The organism is Larkinella sp. C7, assembly GCF_006149005.1.
In the GTDB taxonomy this organism is placed as follows: Bacteria; Bacteroidota; Bacteroidia; order Cytophagales; family Spirosomataceae; genus Larkinella.
The window spans coordinates 446,812-461,628 of sequence record NZ_VBSL01000001.1 but is presented as its reverse complement, the minus strand read 5'-3'; the positions used below and the strand labels follow the sequence as shown (position 1 = coordinate 461,628).

General features: G+C 52.6%; 9 protein-coding genes. 3 read left to right on the top strand and 6 right to left on the bottom strand.

Annotated elements, in window-relative coordinates; translation table 11 throughout:
- Window position 1 precedes the first annotated feature (1 nt).
- The 3 genes from lepB to FH871_RS01855 form a co-directional block, all read right to left on the bottom strand.
- A complete protein-coding gene (gene lepB / locus FH871_RS01865) occupies window positions 2-1,159 on the bottom strand; it encodes a signal peptidase I (protein WP_138989632.1) in 1,158 nt (385 codons plus the stop codon).
- A gap of 216 nt (window positions 1,160-1,375) precedes the next feature.
- Window positions 1,376-3,784, bottom strand: coding sequence for an ABC transporter permease (locus tag FH871_RS01860; RefSeq protein ID WP_138989631.1), 2,409 nt, complete (start codon window positions 3,782-3,784; stop codon window positions 1,376-1,378).
- A 238-nt stretch (window positions 3,785-4,022) separates the two neighbouring features.
- Window positions 4,023-6,443: an ABC transporter permease gene (locus tag FH871_RS01855; RefSeq protein WP_138989630.1), complete on the bottom strand. Its 2,421-nt coding sequence runs from the start codon at window positions 6,441-6,443 to the stop codon at window positions 4,023-4,025.
- 59 nt (window positions 6,444-6,502) lie between these two features.
- Here FH871_RS01855 and FH871_RS01850 point away from each other — a divergent pair, with 59 nt between their 5' ends.
- Entirely contained in the window at window positions 6,503-6,979 is a 477-nt protein-coding gene (locus FH871_RS01850) for a Uma2 family endonuclease (protein WP_138989629.1), read from the top strand.
- On the opposite strand, the gene FH871_RS01845 is transcribed toward FH871_RS01850, so the two are convergent.
- The 3 genes from FH871_RS01845 to FH871_RS01835 are packed head-to-tail and all read right to left on the bottom strand — an operon-like array spanning window position 6,972 to window position 9,565.
- Window positions 6,972-7,871, bottom strand: coding sequence for a winged helix-turn-helix domain-containing protein (locus FH871_RS01845; RefSeq protein ID WP_138989628.1), 900 nt, complete (start codon window positions 7,869-7,871; stop codon window positions 6,972-6,974). The genes FH871_RS01850 and FH871_RS01845 overlap by 8 nt on opposite strands.
- Window positions 7,872-7,883: 12 nt before the next feature.
- Window positions 7,884-9,047 carry a serine protease gene (locus FH871_RS01840; protein ID WP_171062728.1) on the bottom strand — a complete coding sequence of 388 codons (1,164 nt, stop codon included), beginning with the start codon at window positions 9,045-9,047 and terminating at the stop codon, window positions 7,884-7,886.
- 17 nt (window positions 9,048-9,064) lie between these two features.
- Complete coding sequence (locus FH871_RS01835) at window positions 9,065-9,565, bottom strand: hypothetical protein (protein ID WP_138989626.1); 501 nt, start codon at window positions 9,563-9,565, stop codon at window positions 9,065-9,067.
- 404 nt (window positions 9,566-9,969) lie between these two features.
- On the opposite strand from FH871_RS01835, the gene FH871_RS01830 reads away from it, so the two are divergent.
- Together FH871_RS01830 and FH871_RS01825 are read left to right on the top strand one after the other, a co-directional pair.
- The gene (locus tag FH871_RS01830; RefSeq protein WP_138989625.1) at window positions 9,970-13,089 is read left to right on the top strand and encodes a SusC/RagA family TonB-linked outer membrane protein; all 3,120 of its coding nucleotides are present in this window, start codon (window positions 9,970-9,972) and stop codon (window positions 13,087-13,089) included.
- Window positions 13,090-13,139: 50 nt separating this feature from the next.
- Window positions 13,140-14,720 carry a SusD/RagB family nutrient-binding outer membrane lipoprotein gene (locus FH871_RS01825; protein ID WP_138989624.1) on the top strand — a complete coding sequence of 527 codons (1,581 nt, stop codon included), beginning with the start codon at window positions 13,140-13,142 and terminating at the stop codon, window positions 14,718-14,720.
- Window positions 14,721-14,817: the final 97 nt, after the last annotated feature.

Below are 14,817 nucleotides of genomic sequence, written 5' to 3'. Positions count from 1 at the left end.
TTTATTCGATTAACCGGAACAGCCGGTTCCAGCGGATTTTGGCCCAAACCGTCGCCGGATCGGGATCGATCGACATCCAGACGAAAACCGCCTTGCCAACGATGTGATTCTCCGGCACAAAACCCCAGTAGCGCGAATCGTCGGAGTTGTGGCGGTTGTCGCCCATCATGAAATAATAATCCTGTTTGAACGTATAGGACGTAATCGGCTGGCCGTTGATTGTGAGGCTGTTCGCAGTCATTTCCACCTTCTCGTTGCCTTCTTGGCGGCTAATCAGCGTACCGTAAACGGCGAGGGTTTGCGGGTTGATCGGGACGGTTTGTCCCTTTTTCGGAACAGTTAACGGACCAAAATTGTCGCGGTTCCAGGCAAACGCCGAGCCGCCGTAAATGCCCGGTGCGCGTTGCCCGGCGGGTTCCGTCATTCGCTCGATTCCCTTCACCCACGCCAGTTCTTTCAGTTTGGCAATGACCTCCGGCGTGGTTGTAACGCTGTATCCCACCAGAACGGATGCCTTCGTGGCTTCGTTGTATTCTTCGATGGGCTGCCAGTTGATAAACGGCCCTTCCGCCGATTTGTAATCGTTGATGATGTTGTATTTCCGGAAAAACCGCTCGTTCAGCACCTCCGTCGTTCTCATGAAATAACTGGTTTCGGCCCGAACCGGCGTCGGAAACGCCTTCCCATTGACGTACACCTGCTCCTGCCGGATTTCCAGTTGGTCGCCCGGAATGCCGATGCAGCGCTTGATGAGGTTCGTCCGCAGATCCATCGGGTAATCGGGTTCGCCGGCTTTGGGCGGGGGAAAATTGAAGACCACGACATCGCCGTTTTTTACGGTCGTAAAACCGGGCAGGCGATACGTTGGCAATTGAATCAGGTCGCTGTATGAAGGGATTTCTGTTCCCCAAATCTTCTGGTGGGTCAGCGGCACCTGCAAAGGCGTCTGGGGCGTTCGGGAACCGTAGTGCAGTTTGCTGACAAACAGGAAATCGCCCACCAGCAGGCTGTTCTCCATCGACGGCGTCGGAATGGCGTAGGCTTCAAAGGTCAGAAACCGGATCAGTGTTGCGGCAATCACGGCAAACAAAATCGAATCGAGCCATTCCCGCAGGAACGATTTTTTAGGTTTGGTTGGCATGGTTTGGGCGTTGCGCATGAGTTGGCAGAATCTGAGGTTACGTATCGTTACCGGGCATACGATCAGGGCGCAATCGGGTGACCCGAATAACCGCCATCATCATTCGGGCAAAGTAAGAAGCAACCGTTTAGGACGGTTTATTTTTTACAGGGGAGGTTGTTTGCTTTGCTGAATGGTGGGGCTGGTCAAGATCGGACGGTCGGCGCCGTTGCAATCTTGACCAGCACATCAAAACTACTCCGATTTCAAACTCTTCACCGGATTCATCAACGCGGCTTTGATACTCTGGAAAGAAACCGTCGCAAAAGCAATTGCGATCGCGGTGACCGCCGTCAGAACGAAAACCCAGGGGCTGATGCTGGTTCGGTACACAAAACCTTCCAGCCATTGATTCATGACCCACCACGCCACCGGCGACGCCAGCACGAGGGCAATCAGAACCAGCTTCAGCAGATCTTTGGAAAGCAGCGTCACCAGACCAGGTGTCGAGGCTCCCAGCACCTTGCGGATGCCAATTTCCTTCGTGCGCTGTTCGGCCATGAACATCGATAAGCCGAACAAACCGAGGCAGGAAATCAGGATGGCAATCCCGGCGAAAATACCGAAAAGCTGCTGCTGCGTTTGCTCAGTCGTATAAAGCCGCCCAAACCGCTGATCCAGAAATTCGTAGGAAAAAGGCTGGCTGGGAAAACGCCGTTTCCAGACGGATTCGATGTGCGCCAGGGCCGTCTGCAAACCGGCTCCCCCCGCCACGTGAACCGAAATCCAGTTATTCCGCTCGGGCAGCATGAACATCGCAATGGGCGGAATGGCCTGACGGAGGGATTCAAAGTGAAAATCTTTGGTGACGCCCACCACCTGACCGCGCCGTTGGCCGTAGCCAAACGCCTTTCCGATGGCTTGCTCGGGGTTTTTCCAGCCCAGCATGCGGGCTGCAGTTTCGTTCAGAATAAAAGCCGCCGTGTCATCCGTGGTGTAGGCGCGGGAGAAGTTTCGCCCGGCCGCCATTTTCATATTGTAGGTGGGAATAAAATCGTGATCGATCGATAAGGCTTTGAGAATCACCTTTGAAGGAGCCATGCTATCGCCTTTGGCCACGTAGGCATCCCAGGAGTCCAGCAGTCGCCCCGACGGAATCCGCGATGACTGTCCCACTTCCAGAACCGACGTATTGCTCTTCAATTCCTGTTTCAGCGCTTCGGCATTGACCGTCGAATCCTCCACCGTCCGCAGCAAGACGATCTGGTCTTTCTGGTATCCCAATTTATAATTTCGAATGTAATCCATCTGGTTATAGACTACCATCGTGCTGATAATGAGCACCACCGCAATGGCAAATTGGGTCACCACCAGCGCCTGCCGGAACCGCCCCGTTCGCATCGCCGATGCAATTTTCCCTTTCAACACGCTGATGGGCTGAAACGAGGTCAGGAAGAAAGCCGGGTAACTCCCCGACACCAAACCCGTTAACAGCGTGATACCGGCCACGATGCCCAGAAAAACCGGGTGCGTCAATTGATCCAGCGTCAGTTGCTTTTGGGTGAAATCGTTCAGGAAAGGCAGACACAAAACGACCAGAACCACCGCCAGACTCAACGCAAAAATCACCAGCATAATGGATTCGCTCAGAAACTGGCCCACGAGTTGACTCCGGTGAGCGCCCACCACTTTCCGCATCCCGACTTCCTTCGCCCGACCCGCCGAGCGTGCCGTTGCCAGATTCATGTAGTTGATGCAGGCAATCAGCAGAATGAACAGGCCAATGGCCGAAAACATGTAGACATAGCGAATGTCGCCATCGGCCTCCAGCGCATCGTCCGTGTCGGAGCGCAGGTGAATATCGGTCAGTTTTTGCAGATTCAGAACCGAATAGGTCGATGCCTTGGGTTCGATCCGGCGGTTTTGAAAGGCCGGAAACGCCTTAACCAATTTGTCCGGATCGGTGCCTTTGGCCAGCAAAACATACGTCAGAAACGAGTTGTTGCCCCAATTGGTCCGCAGTCCTTCGGCGCCATAAACCCGGTTGTCGTTCAGGGTGTTGAACGAGATCAGAAAATCCGGACGAATGTGCGACTGCGTGGGTAACGGTTCAAAAACGCCCGTCACCATCAATTCAAACTGGTTGTTGCTTCGCAGGCTTTTTCCCATCGGCGATTCCTTCCCGAAATATTTCTCGGCCATAGGCCGCGACAGCATGATGGAAAAAGGTTGTGCCAGGGCCTGCGCCGGATTCCCGCTGATTACCTTAAAATCCAGTACGTTAAAAATTGCTTCCTCGGCAAAAAGCACCCGACTTTCGTTGTAGGTGTGCTCACCGTATTTGAGCAACGAACTGGTGCTGAGGGTCCGAACGACCTCTTCGGCCTGCGGAAAATCCTGTTTGATCAGTGGCCCGAACGGAGGGGCCACGGTGCCGAGTTTCAGCTCGACAGTGCCGTCATTGGCATTGAGAAAGGTCCGCAAAACCCGGTAGGTTCGGTCGGCTTTGGTATTGAAACGGTCGAAACTGACCTCGTCGCGCACGTAGAGGGCGATCAGCAGGAAACAGGCCAGTCCGATGGCCACACCGACTATGTTGATAAAGCCGAATGTTTTGTGTTTCAGCAAATTGCGAAACGCAATTTTCAGGTAATTGCTCAGCATAAGGTTCGTCGTTCACTGTCCGTACAAGGCACGCTTTCAGCATGCTCAAACTGTATACCATAAATTATAATAGATTGACGTTTAGGTTTTTATATTCGTATGGTGAGCCTTTTTGTCCGTTTACGGACGGTGTTTTGTACACGAGCGGACAGCTATTACACAGGGTTTATCAGAGGAAACCAGAGGTTATCAGAGAAAAGTAATACTCTGCTTAACTCTGATAAACCTGTGTAATAGCTCACTCACTCCTCAAACTCTCCACCGGATTCACCAAGGCGGTTCTTGCCGATTGGAGCGAAACCGTCAGCAAGGTGATGCCGATGGCCAGCAAACCGGCCAGGGCAAATACCCACCCTTGAATCTCAACGTGATAGACGAAGTTTTGCAACCAGCGGCTCATTGCCCAACCCGCTACGGGCGAGGCTACGGCAATGGCCACCAGCACCGGTTTCAGGAAGTCTTTCGACAACAGGGCGACAATGTCCAGAACTGTCGCACCCAGCACTTTCCGCACACCGATCTCCCGCGTCCGCTGTTGGGTGGCCAGTTTTGCCAGACCGAATACGCCGAGGCCGCAAATCAGGGTGGCCAGCAGGGTTGCATAGCTTATAATTCGCTGCCATTTCTGCTCCAATTCATAGGCTCTGGCGTTCAACTCATCCTGAAAACTGTAGTCCATCTCAAATGAAGGGTAGGCTTTCCGGTATACGTTCTTCAAAACGGCCAGGGCTTCTTTCTGGCGGTTTTTGTCAATTTTTACCAAAATCCCGCTGGATTGGTCTTCCCGCATGAACAGGGCCATCGGCCGAATGCGCTCCCGCAATGAACTGGCATGAAAATCCTTGACCACGCCAACGATGGTCAGCGGTTTCTGGCTGAAATTCTCGTGCAGTCGAATGGTTTTTCCAATCGGCTTCTCCAGCCCCGCGGTCTTTACGAACGTTTCATTGACCAGAACGGCTTCGGTTTTGTCAGACACGAAAGCGGGTGACAAATTGCGCCCCGCTTTCAGACGAATGCCCAACACCGGCAGGTAGTTTTCGTCAATGTACTGGTAGTGGCTTTCGATTTTCCGGTTCCCCACGCGGGTTTCGTACGATCCGCCCAAATCACTGTTAAACGAAACGTTTCGGATCAACGGTTCGCCCGCCAGTTCGGTTCGTAAAAAAGCCTGATCGACTTTCAAATCAGTACTGAAAGGAATGTACGTTCCAACGACCTGATACGGATCATAGCCCAGGTCCTTCGTCCGCACATAATCCATCTGATGGTAGAAAACCGTGGTCGCAATCACCAGAAAAACCGATAGGGCAAACTGAATCATGACGAGCGTTTGCCCCAACCAGCTCCGCCCCGAAAGCCGCGGTTTATGGTACAATACGTCGGTGGGTTTAAAATTGGACAGAACGAGCGCCGGATAAAGACCCGCCAGTAAAATATTGAAAACCAGTAGGATGATAAAATAAATCAGAAGCTCGCCGTCCATAATTTCACGAAAAACGATGGCTTTGCCGGCCAACTGGTTAAAAACCGGTAGCGTCAACTGCGCCAGCAGAACCGCCACCCCGAAAGCACCCAGACACAGGATCGTAGACTCCCCCAGGAATTGAGCCATAATGCGTTGCGAACTGCTCCCTGTCAGTTTTCGAACCCCGATTTCTTTGGTCCGTTTCAGCGAGTTTGCCAGACTGATGTTAATGAAATTAATGGACGCCATCAACAGAATAAAGGCCGAAATACCCAAAAAAAGGTGCGAAAAAACCGGGTTGCCGCCATTGGTAATGCCCCCTTCCCGGTTTCCTTCGCTGCGGTACAACGGGTTGAGGTGAATGTCGGTCATGGGTTGTAATCCATACCGAATCGCTGGATCAAAACCGTAGTTTTTCCGGTTTTCCGCCACCTGCTGCCGGGCGTGTACAGCATATACAGAACCAAATTTTCGGGCAACCGAACCCGGATCGGCCTGGGGATGCAGCACGACAAAGGTGCTTAGATAGGAGTTCAGCCAATTGGTATCGTCGAACGACACCTGCATGAACCGGAACGGAAACAGCAGGTCGAACTGGAGGGAGGAATTTTTGGGCGGGTCCTGCACCACACCGGTGATGATCGATGCCCCCACCCGCTTGCCGGAAGGTCCGTCTTCCAGCAGCGTTTTCCCGATTACATCGAGGCTGTTGAACAGTTTCCGCGCCGTCCTTTCGGTGATGACGACCGTGCCTGCGCCCCGCAAGGCGGTTTTGGGGTTGCCACTCAACAGTCTGAATGAGAATACGTTGAAGAAAGTAGAGTCGACAAAAAAGGGGTGAAGCACAAACGATTTATGGTTGGCCACGTACATTCCCTGGATGTCACCGCCCATCACCCGCACGTAGTTCTGTACTTCGGGCACCTCTGCTTTGAAGGCCGGTCCCTGCACCTGACCCGTGCCACCGTTCGTCTCTCCGGTTCCGCCCCGGGTTTCGGTCGCGGTCGTTGTGATCCGGTAGAGGTTCGGGTTTTTCTCGTGAAACCGGTCATAGCTTCGTTCATCTTTCAGGTAGAGAATCGCCAGCAACATGCAGGTGATTCCGACGGCCAGACCAACGACGTTAATGACCGAATACAGCCGGTTCTGCCACAGGTGACGGAAGGCGATTTTGAGGTAATTTTGGAGCATTTACTGATTAGTTTTTTGTATTTTTGTAAAAACAGCCGCTTCGGCGGTCCGATCTGGTTATGGATGACGTCATTGAATTAACGGAAGCCGAAATTTTACGTGGCAAACCTATGCCCAGTCGTAATCATTCCATTCTTGAAGTCCGTATCAGCCATCTGATAATGGATCAATACGAGTCTACTTTTGATGTCCTGACCGAGCTGGATCTCGATCTCACCTATGGCACGGCCATTCCCGATATCTGCATCTATCCTAAATTGAAATTCAACTGGGAAGACGATGACATCATCAAAATGACAACGCCACCGATCACAACTATTGAAATTCTGTCACCCCGGCAGGCGTATGAAGTTTTGGCGAGTAAAATCCGGAAGGTGTATTTTCCGTCAGGGGTTCAATCCGCCTGGATTGTGATGCCGTCGGTTAAGACGATTCAGCTTTTTTTGCCGAATGACTCAATACAATATTTTAGAGATAATATCTTTAAAGACATTACCACCGGGATTGAACTGGATCTGAAAACCGTGTTTAAATAGGACGGGATTCCATGCGATACCCCACGCCATGAACGGCAACGATCTTGAGCGTCGGGTCATCCTGTAACAGTTTCCGCAGACGCGATACGAACACATCGACACTGCGCCCGACAATGATGCCTTCGTCTTCCCAGACCGATTTGAGAATAAAATCGCGTTCCAGCAGTTGGTTCGGGTTGCTGGCAAAAAGGCGGAGCAGCTTGGCTTCACGGTAGGTCAGGTTGTGGACATGCCCCCCGGAATTCAGCGTCAGATTGGCGGTGTCGAGGCTGGAGTTTCCAAAATGAAGCTGGTGGTCTTCATGGGGAGCAGAATCCGGATGTATGGGCTCCTTAGTCGGAGCCGACCGGCGCAAAACCGTGAAAACCAGGGCCGTCAGCAAACTTCCGAAAGCCATCATCCACCAGGCAGAAGCCGTTTGGGGGGGTGTTTCGGAGGCCGTAAACCGAATCTGCAGGTTGTAGCAGCCTTTGCCCTGTTGGCGACCGGTGCAGGCCACGGTCTGCTTTTCCGTTACATCCAAAACCGTATAACCCAACTCGATTTTGCCATTCGCACAATTCAGGATGGCGACCTCATACGGTCGCGTAACCCCATGCAGCCGGAGAGATGCCTGCAAAACACCGGGCAGTTGACTGTAGTCGAAGGTCTGATTCAACCGGATCAGGAACGTGTTGGCATCAGTTTGCTGGACGGGCGAAATCCGGGAGGTCGAATCACCGGCGGCAGCCAGCAACCGGTGCGCTGTCCGGCGAAGGGCGAGATTGGCCTTCTCCGCAAAACGGTTCTGGTCGGCCTGCGCCGGGTTGGGGGTCGACCGAACGAAATGCACAAACAGCAGTCCCGTTAGCAGAACGAGGATGATTGCGATGATGCGGTTTGCTTTTCCCATAGCCCATTCTTTTTATTCCGTGCGTTTGACCTCCGTCAGAAATTTCTGCAATTCGTCTTTGACGTAGGGATCCATCCGTTCTTTTCCAAGCTCCTTCTCCAGCCGGCTGATGGCTTCCGGTTTTTGATTGACCCGGAGCAAAGACTTTGCCAACGACAGCAGATAGACGTGGTAGCCATACTTCGCAAAAAAATACTCGAAATACGGAACGGCTTCTGCTTTCCGATTGGATTCGATCAGTTTCTCGCCGGTTTTGATGAGGTTATCGTGATTAAAATACGTCAATTCGTACGTATAATACAACGGCTCATTTTGTAGAAAACGATCGAATACCGGCAACGCTTTTTCAACCGGCATCGTCTGAAGCAAAGAATCCAGGTACACCGAAACCGGTTTTCGGTTGACATTAAGCGGTTTTTCGCGGGCAAGTATTTTTTTGAGATAAGCCGTTGAATTGATGACATTAACCCGCCGACCCGTTTCCGCATCCGTGCGCCCGTTGGAATAGATGCCGACCAGCCGCCCGTTGGTGTCGATAATTGGCGATCCGCTGGCTCCTCCCAGAAAAAACGTATCCATACCCGCGCCTTCAAACTGGACATAAAAGACGGGTCCTTCCGTTTTGACAACCGTCCCCTTTGCCGTCAGCGTTTGTTGAAACCGGTAGGGGTTACCCGTCAGATACACATTTTCTCCGACCGAAACCGCCTTCTCCCGCAACCTGACCGGCTGAATTTTTGATGAAACTGACTTGGTTGAGAAAACAAGCCAATCCCGCTGCAACACCCCGTTATCAAAACCATCCCACAGTTTTGCGGTGGAATCTTCGTTCATCAACCGATCGATGACCACCGAATCGGCGGGGTGGTGTTTCGGGTACATCTTCCACGTTTTAAGCTGGTCGTTGATCACCACCCGCTTCGTCGCTTTGTTGCGGGCGACCCACAAAATGTGCTTGGCCGTTACCGCCAGTGTGTCTTTTCCGGTATCGAGCAAAAAACCGCTGGCGGCATAGGTGATCGTCGGGTCCTCGTATCGATCCCCGTTTTTATAGGACACCTCATTGACCAGGGCAATTGGCGGCCACTGCCCGACCGGTTTTTGAATCCATTTTTCGGGACCTTGGGCAAATCCAAAGACCGGTAGTGCAAGCACCCAAATTAAGATTTTTCTCATCGCGATCAGAGGCCTGGTCAACATCCGTCCCCTTTTCTGAATGGGAGTTTAAGAAACCAGAAAAGCTTCAATCGGATGATCCGTCGGGCTACGGCGTCTTCTTTCCGGATCGGTTCAATCACCAGATCGTCGCCGGCGTGCGCGTAGGCCAGCACGTCTGATAGCTCAATTTCAGCCTTTTCGCAACGCCCATCCGCTTTTGGCATATTGAGCGGTTTTCCGTCCCGTCTCAGATAAACCCGGAATGGTATTTTGATGGCATCGGGCGAATAGGGGTCGCCGGCCACAACAGCCAATTTGCCCCGGCTATTGAGTGAGAAAAAGGAATAATCCAGCGGAATGCCATCTAAGAGCAAGGGATTGTCGGAAAATTCTTTCGTTTTTTTCTCCGCAGTTGACTTACTGCTTTCGTAAGCATCGGTTACCCGGTTTTCCGTCAATAGCACGGAACTACTAAAAACGGATGGCTGCAAACACGTACCGAACAAGAAGGCGAGAAAAATCCATTTTTTTGACATGGTGGTTTTTCGTTTAGTGGACAATGAACCAAATGTATGGTCCATTCCAAACGCAGCCAATCAATGCCCGTAAAACATTGTAAACGAAATGTAAAAGCTTTCTATTCCGTCATTAAAAGGCTTTCTATCCGATGGTTACCGTTGGATTGGGAAGAGCCAAACTTTTTTTAAGAAATCGCTTCTAATTCTTTAAAAATCTTTTAAAGGAGAATAATCCAAAAACGGCAGAAATAATTTCTGGGATAGGGATTGGCGGAAAATCCCCAATTTCCTATTAAATTACCGCCATAATGGGAAATTAAATAGAGTAATGTCACTATTCAGCAAAACAATTGTTCGTTTTCCGATCGTACTCAACAACCCACCTATAATTCTCTTTTACCATTTCTAACTTCATTTCCCCCATGCGAAAACCAGTACTTTTTTTGAACCGGAAAGCGCCATTCAACCGCCGGTCTCGGTCCTACACTCTTGTTCTGCTGGCCATCGGAATGGCATTGTCTGCTCCGCCGGCTTCAACCTATGCCAACCCGGCCAAAGCCGGAGCGGTGGTTACCCTTGAAAAAGAAGTAACCGGAACGGTCAAGGATAACAATGGCAATGCGCTGCCGGGGGTTAACGTCGTCATCAAAGGCACGACCAAAGGCACGACCACCAACAGTGTCGGAAAGTATACACTGATGGTCGACAGCGACGCTACGGTTTTGATTTTCTCGTTCATCGGTGCCTTGTCGCAGGAGGTTACCGTGGGCGATCGTTCGGTGGTCGATGTGACGCTTCAGGAAGATGCCAAGCAGTTGAACGAAATCGTCGTGACGGCCCTCGGCATCGAACGGAACGCGAAAACCCTGACGTATGCTACCCAGCAGATCGACGGCAAAAAACTGGTCGATGTCCGGGATGCTAACTTTGTCAACACCCTTTCCGGAAAAGTGGCCGGGATGGTCGTGACGCAAGCCTCTTCGGGTCCGGGCTCGGCTACGCGGGTCGTGTTGCGCGGAAACCGCTCCATTACCGGTAACAACAACGCCCTGTTTGTGATCGACGGCGTTCCGGTCGACAACACCGTTCGTGGCCAGGTCACCGGCGACTTCGGTGGCATCAACGGCAGCGACGGTGCCAACAACATCAACCCCGACGACATCGAGTCGATGAACGTGCTGAAAGGCCCGGCAGCCTCGGCCCTCTACGGCAGCCGTGCCGCCAACGGGGTCATCATGATTACAACAAAAAAAGGGAAAGCCGGGAAAGTCTCGGTAGATGTCAATTCGGGCGTGGTGATGGAATCACCGTTCGTATTGCCCAAACTGCAGAATACGTTTGGACAGGGTGCCGGTGGCAAAACCAGCGCCAACTCGCCGTATAGCTGGGGAGCCGCTGCCACGACCTATCCCGACAACATCAAGGACTTTTTCCGGGATGCCGTTTCGACCAACAATTCGGTGGGTATTGCGGCTGGTAGCGAAAAGGTGCAGACCTATACGTCCTACACCAATAACTACAACCAGGGCATTCTGCCGAACAACGAGCTGATGCGTCACACGCTGAACCTCCGGCTCACCTCGCAGATTACGAAGCGGTTTTCGACCGACGCCAAGATTACCTACGTCAACCAGAAGATTGACAACAAGCCACGCTCCGGCGAGGAAAGCTCGGTGACGATGAACCTCTACAAGGTGCCGCGCAGTGTGGATCTGAACAACGTCTACAATACGTATGAAGATGCCAACGGCAAACCGACCTACTGGACCAGCTCAGGGATTTATATGAACCCCTATTGGACGCTCAACAAAACGTTTGCGCTCGAAAAACGGAACCGGGTGATTGCCCTCGGTTCGGCTAAATACCAGTTGACCGACTGGCTGAACGTGCAGGGACGGCTCAGTTATGACTGGTATGCCGATCGCTACAACTTCGGGTATGCGAACAACACGCTGCTGTTTGCCGGAGCGGGTGGGTCCTATTCGGATTACACGGGTGAGCAACTGGAGCGCAACATGGACGTGATCATTTCCGGCAACAACAACGTCGGGAAAGACTTCGCGGTGACATACAACGTGGGAGCGGGGTCTACCTACAACCGTTTCTCACAGGTGGGAGCCAGCACCAACGGTCTGTCGGTTGCCAACCGCTTCGACCTGTCTTTTGCGTCGAACCTGACCCAGATTACCGGCTTTAGCGAAAAAGAACTGCAATATGTGTTCGGAACCGCTTCCGTTTCGTTCCGCGATTACCTGACGGTCGATGCTTCGGTGCGGAACGACTGGTCGTCTACGCTGCCCAAACCGTATTCCTACATCTACTCGTCGTTCGGGGCTAACCTTATTCTTTCCGATGCGGTAAAACTGCCGAGCTGGATCAGTTTTGCCAAACTGCGCGGTTCGTGGGCGCAGGTGGGGAACGATGCCGCGCCGTATAGCCTGCTGCAGACGTACGCGTTCTCACAGGGTGGAACGGGCGGTTATATTTCCCGCAGCACGACCCGCCCGGCTGAAAACCTGAAACCTGAAATCTCGTCATCCACCGAATTTGGGGCCGATGTCCGGTTTCTGGGCGGCCGTTTAGGCGTTGATTTTACCTATTACAACAGCAATACGGTCAACCAGTTGCTTTCGCTGGGTCTGGCTCCGGCATCGGGTTTTGCCAGCCAGTTTGTCAATGCTGGGAAAATCAACAACAAAGGCTTTGAACTGACTTTGAGCGCATCGCCATTGAAAGGCAATCGCTTTACCTGGGATGCCTCGCTGAACTTTGCCCGGAACGTCAATACCATCGTCGAACTCCACCCGAACATCAAGCGGGCTACCCTCGGCGGTAACACGCGTACGACCACCGCCGTGGTGGTTGAAGGCGGCTCTTACGGCGATCTGGAAGCCTACGGATGGGCCAAAGATGCCCAGGGGCGTTTGTTGGTAAATGCCAATGGTCTTCCGGTTGTTAGTGCTTTTGGTATTATCGGTAACTTCAACCCCAAATTTACGTTTGGTTTCAGCAACACGTTCTCCTACAAGAACTTTGTGATGAGCTTCCTGGTCGACGGTCGGGTGGGCGGCATCATGGTTTCCGGAACGGATGGCAACCTGGCCTATGACGGAACGGCCGAGTACACACTTGAAAAACGCGAGGGAGGCTGGGTACTGCCAGGTGTAACGGCAACGGGCGAAACCAACACGAAGGCCATTACTTCCGAGCAATTCTGGCAAACCGTATCGCAGGGACGTTATACCTGGGGTGAGTTTTTCTCGTATTCAACCACGAATGTGCGGTTAAGAGAAGCAACTTTGGGCTACAACATTCCGTTCCCGCAAGGTTTTTTCATCAAAAATGCCCGGCTGTCGCTCACGGCACGCAACCTGTTTTTCTTCTACCGGGGCAACGCCACGATGGACATTCCCGGTTTGAAAACCCGCAAGCTGCCGTTTGACCCCGATGTGAACCTGAGTGCGGCCAACTACCAGGGTTCCGAATATGGCGCGCTGCCATCGACCCGGACCGTTGGTCTTAACCTAAAATTAGGATTCTAAAAACTGAACCGAACGTCTTTTTGGGATCAACAATCAACACAGAACTCACCATGAAAATAGTAGGTACTAAAGTAATAAGATTATCCGCCATCGGCCTGATTGCCGGAGCGGCCGGCATTTGGAGTGGCTGTACGAGCGATTTTGACGAAATCAATACCAGCAAAACCGCTCTGACCACGCTGAGTGCTACCGAACTTCCGTATTTGTTCTCGCGGGCGCAGCAGCAGGCGTCGTATGCCGCCGGGACGTACCAGACGGCCCAGAACCTGTTTGCGGATCTGTACGCCCAATACTACGCGACGACGACACCGAACTTCCAGTCGGACCGGTACTTTATGCACCGGACCTGGATCAACTCGCACTGGAACCCGATTTATACGCAGGTGGTGCCGCAGTTGAAAACCTTGTTCGACCAGACCGACCCGACTTCGTCGCAGTATGCACTGGCCAGCATCTGGTGGGTGTTTGCGTTTCACCGCCTGACGGATTACTACGGCCCGGTACCGTATTTCGACGCGGGTATTCCGGCCAACAGCGTTAAATATGATCCGCAGGACAAAATTTACGACGACTTCTTCAAACGACTGGCGGCTGCAACGACGGTTTTGAAAGGCAAAACGGCGGAAAAACCGTATGGGAGCTACGATATCATCTACGCGGGCGATGTCAACAAATGGATCAAATTTGCCAACACGCTGCGGTTGCGGCTGGCGATGCGGATTTCGAAAGTAGACCCGGCCCGGGCTAAAACCGAAGCGGAGGCTGCCATCGCGGGTGGCTTGCTGACCGACGTTGCCGACAATGCGCTGATGACCAAAAACCAGGTGGGAAGTGATTACAACGGTCTGGCGACGATTTCGGGCTGGGGTGAGTTTCGGATGAGTGCGTCGATGGAGTCGATCCTGAAAGGCTATGATGACCCCCGGATTGGGATTTACTTCCAGCCGGCTTTCAACACCAAAACGTATGAAGGCGTCCGCAACGGTCTGGGTTCGGTCGAGTTGACCGATCCGCTCAACAACAACGACAACAACTCCAACATTGGAGAACGTTGGGTGAAAAATACCGGTGCCGGATCGGCCTGGGCGCAGCAATACGCTACCAAACAGGACATTATGCACACGGCTGAAGCCTATTTCCTGGTGGCCGAAGCGGCTCTGAATGGCTGGAATGTGGGTGGAACGACGGCGCAACAGGCCTACGAAAAAGGCATCCGGGCCTCAATGGACGGCTGGGGAATCAGCAGCGCCCTGACCGATGCGTATATTGTCAGCACCAAAACCCCGGTTGCTCCGCAGGATCAACAGAAATCACCGGCTTTGTCGACGATCCCGGTCAAATGGGGCGCGACGGAAGCGATTCAGCGGGAGCAGATTGGTACGCAGAAATGGCTGGCCTTGTATCCCGATGGCATCGAAGCATGGGCGGAAGTTCGCCGGACCCGGTTTCCGAAACTGTATCCGGTGGTCAACTCGGTCAACACCGACGTTCCGACGACGGCCTATCCCCGCCGGATTCCGTTCCTGCTGCTGGAAGAAACCTCCAACACGGCAGCGGTTAAAGCGGCTGTTGCGCTGTTAGGCGGCCCGGACAACGCGGCAACCCCGTTGTGGTGGGATAAGAATAAATAAGAGATTATTTCGCGGAGTTGAGCGGAGAAAAAAGGGAGTTAAGCGGAGGTTTATACATCTCTGCTTAACTCCTCTTTTTTCTCCGCTCAACTCCGCG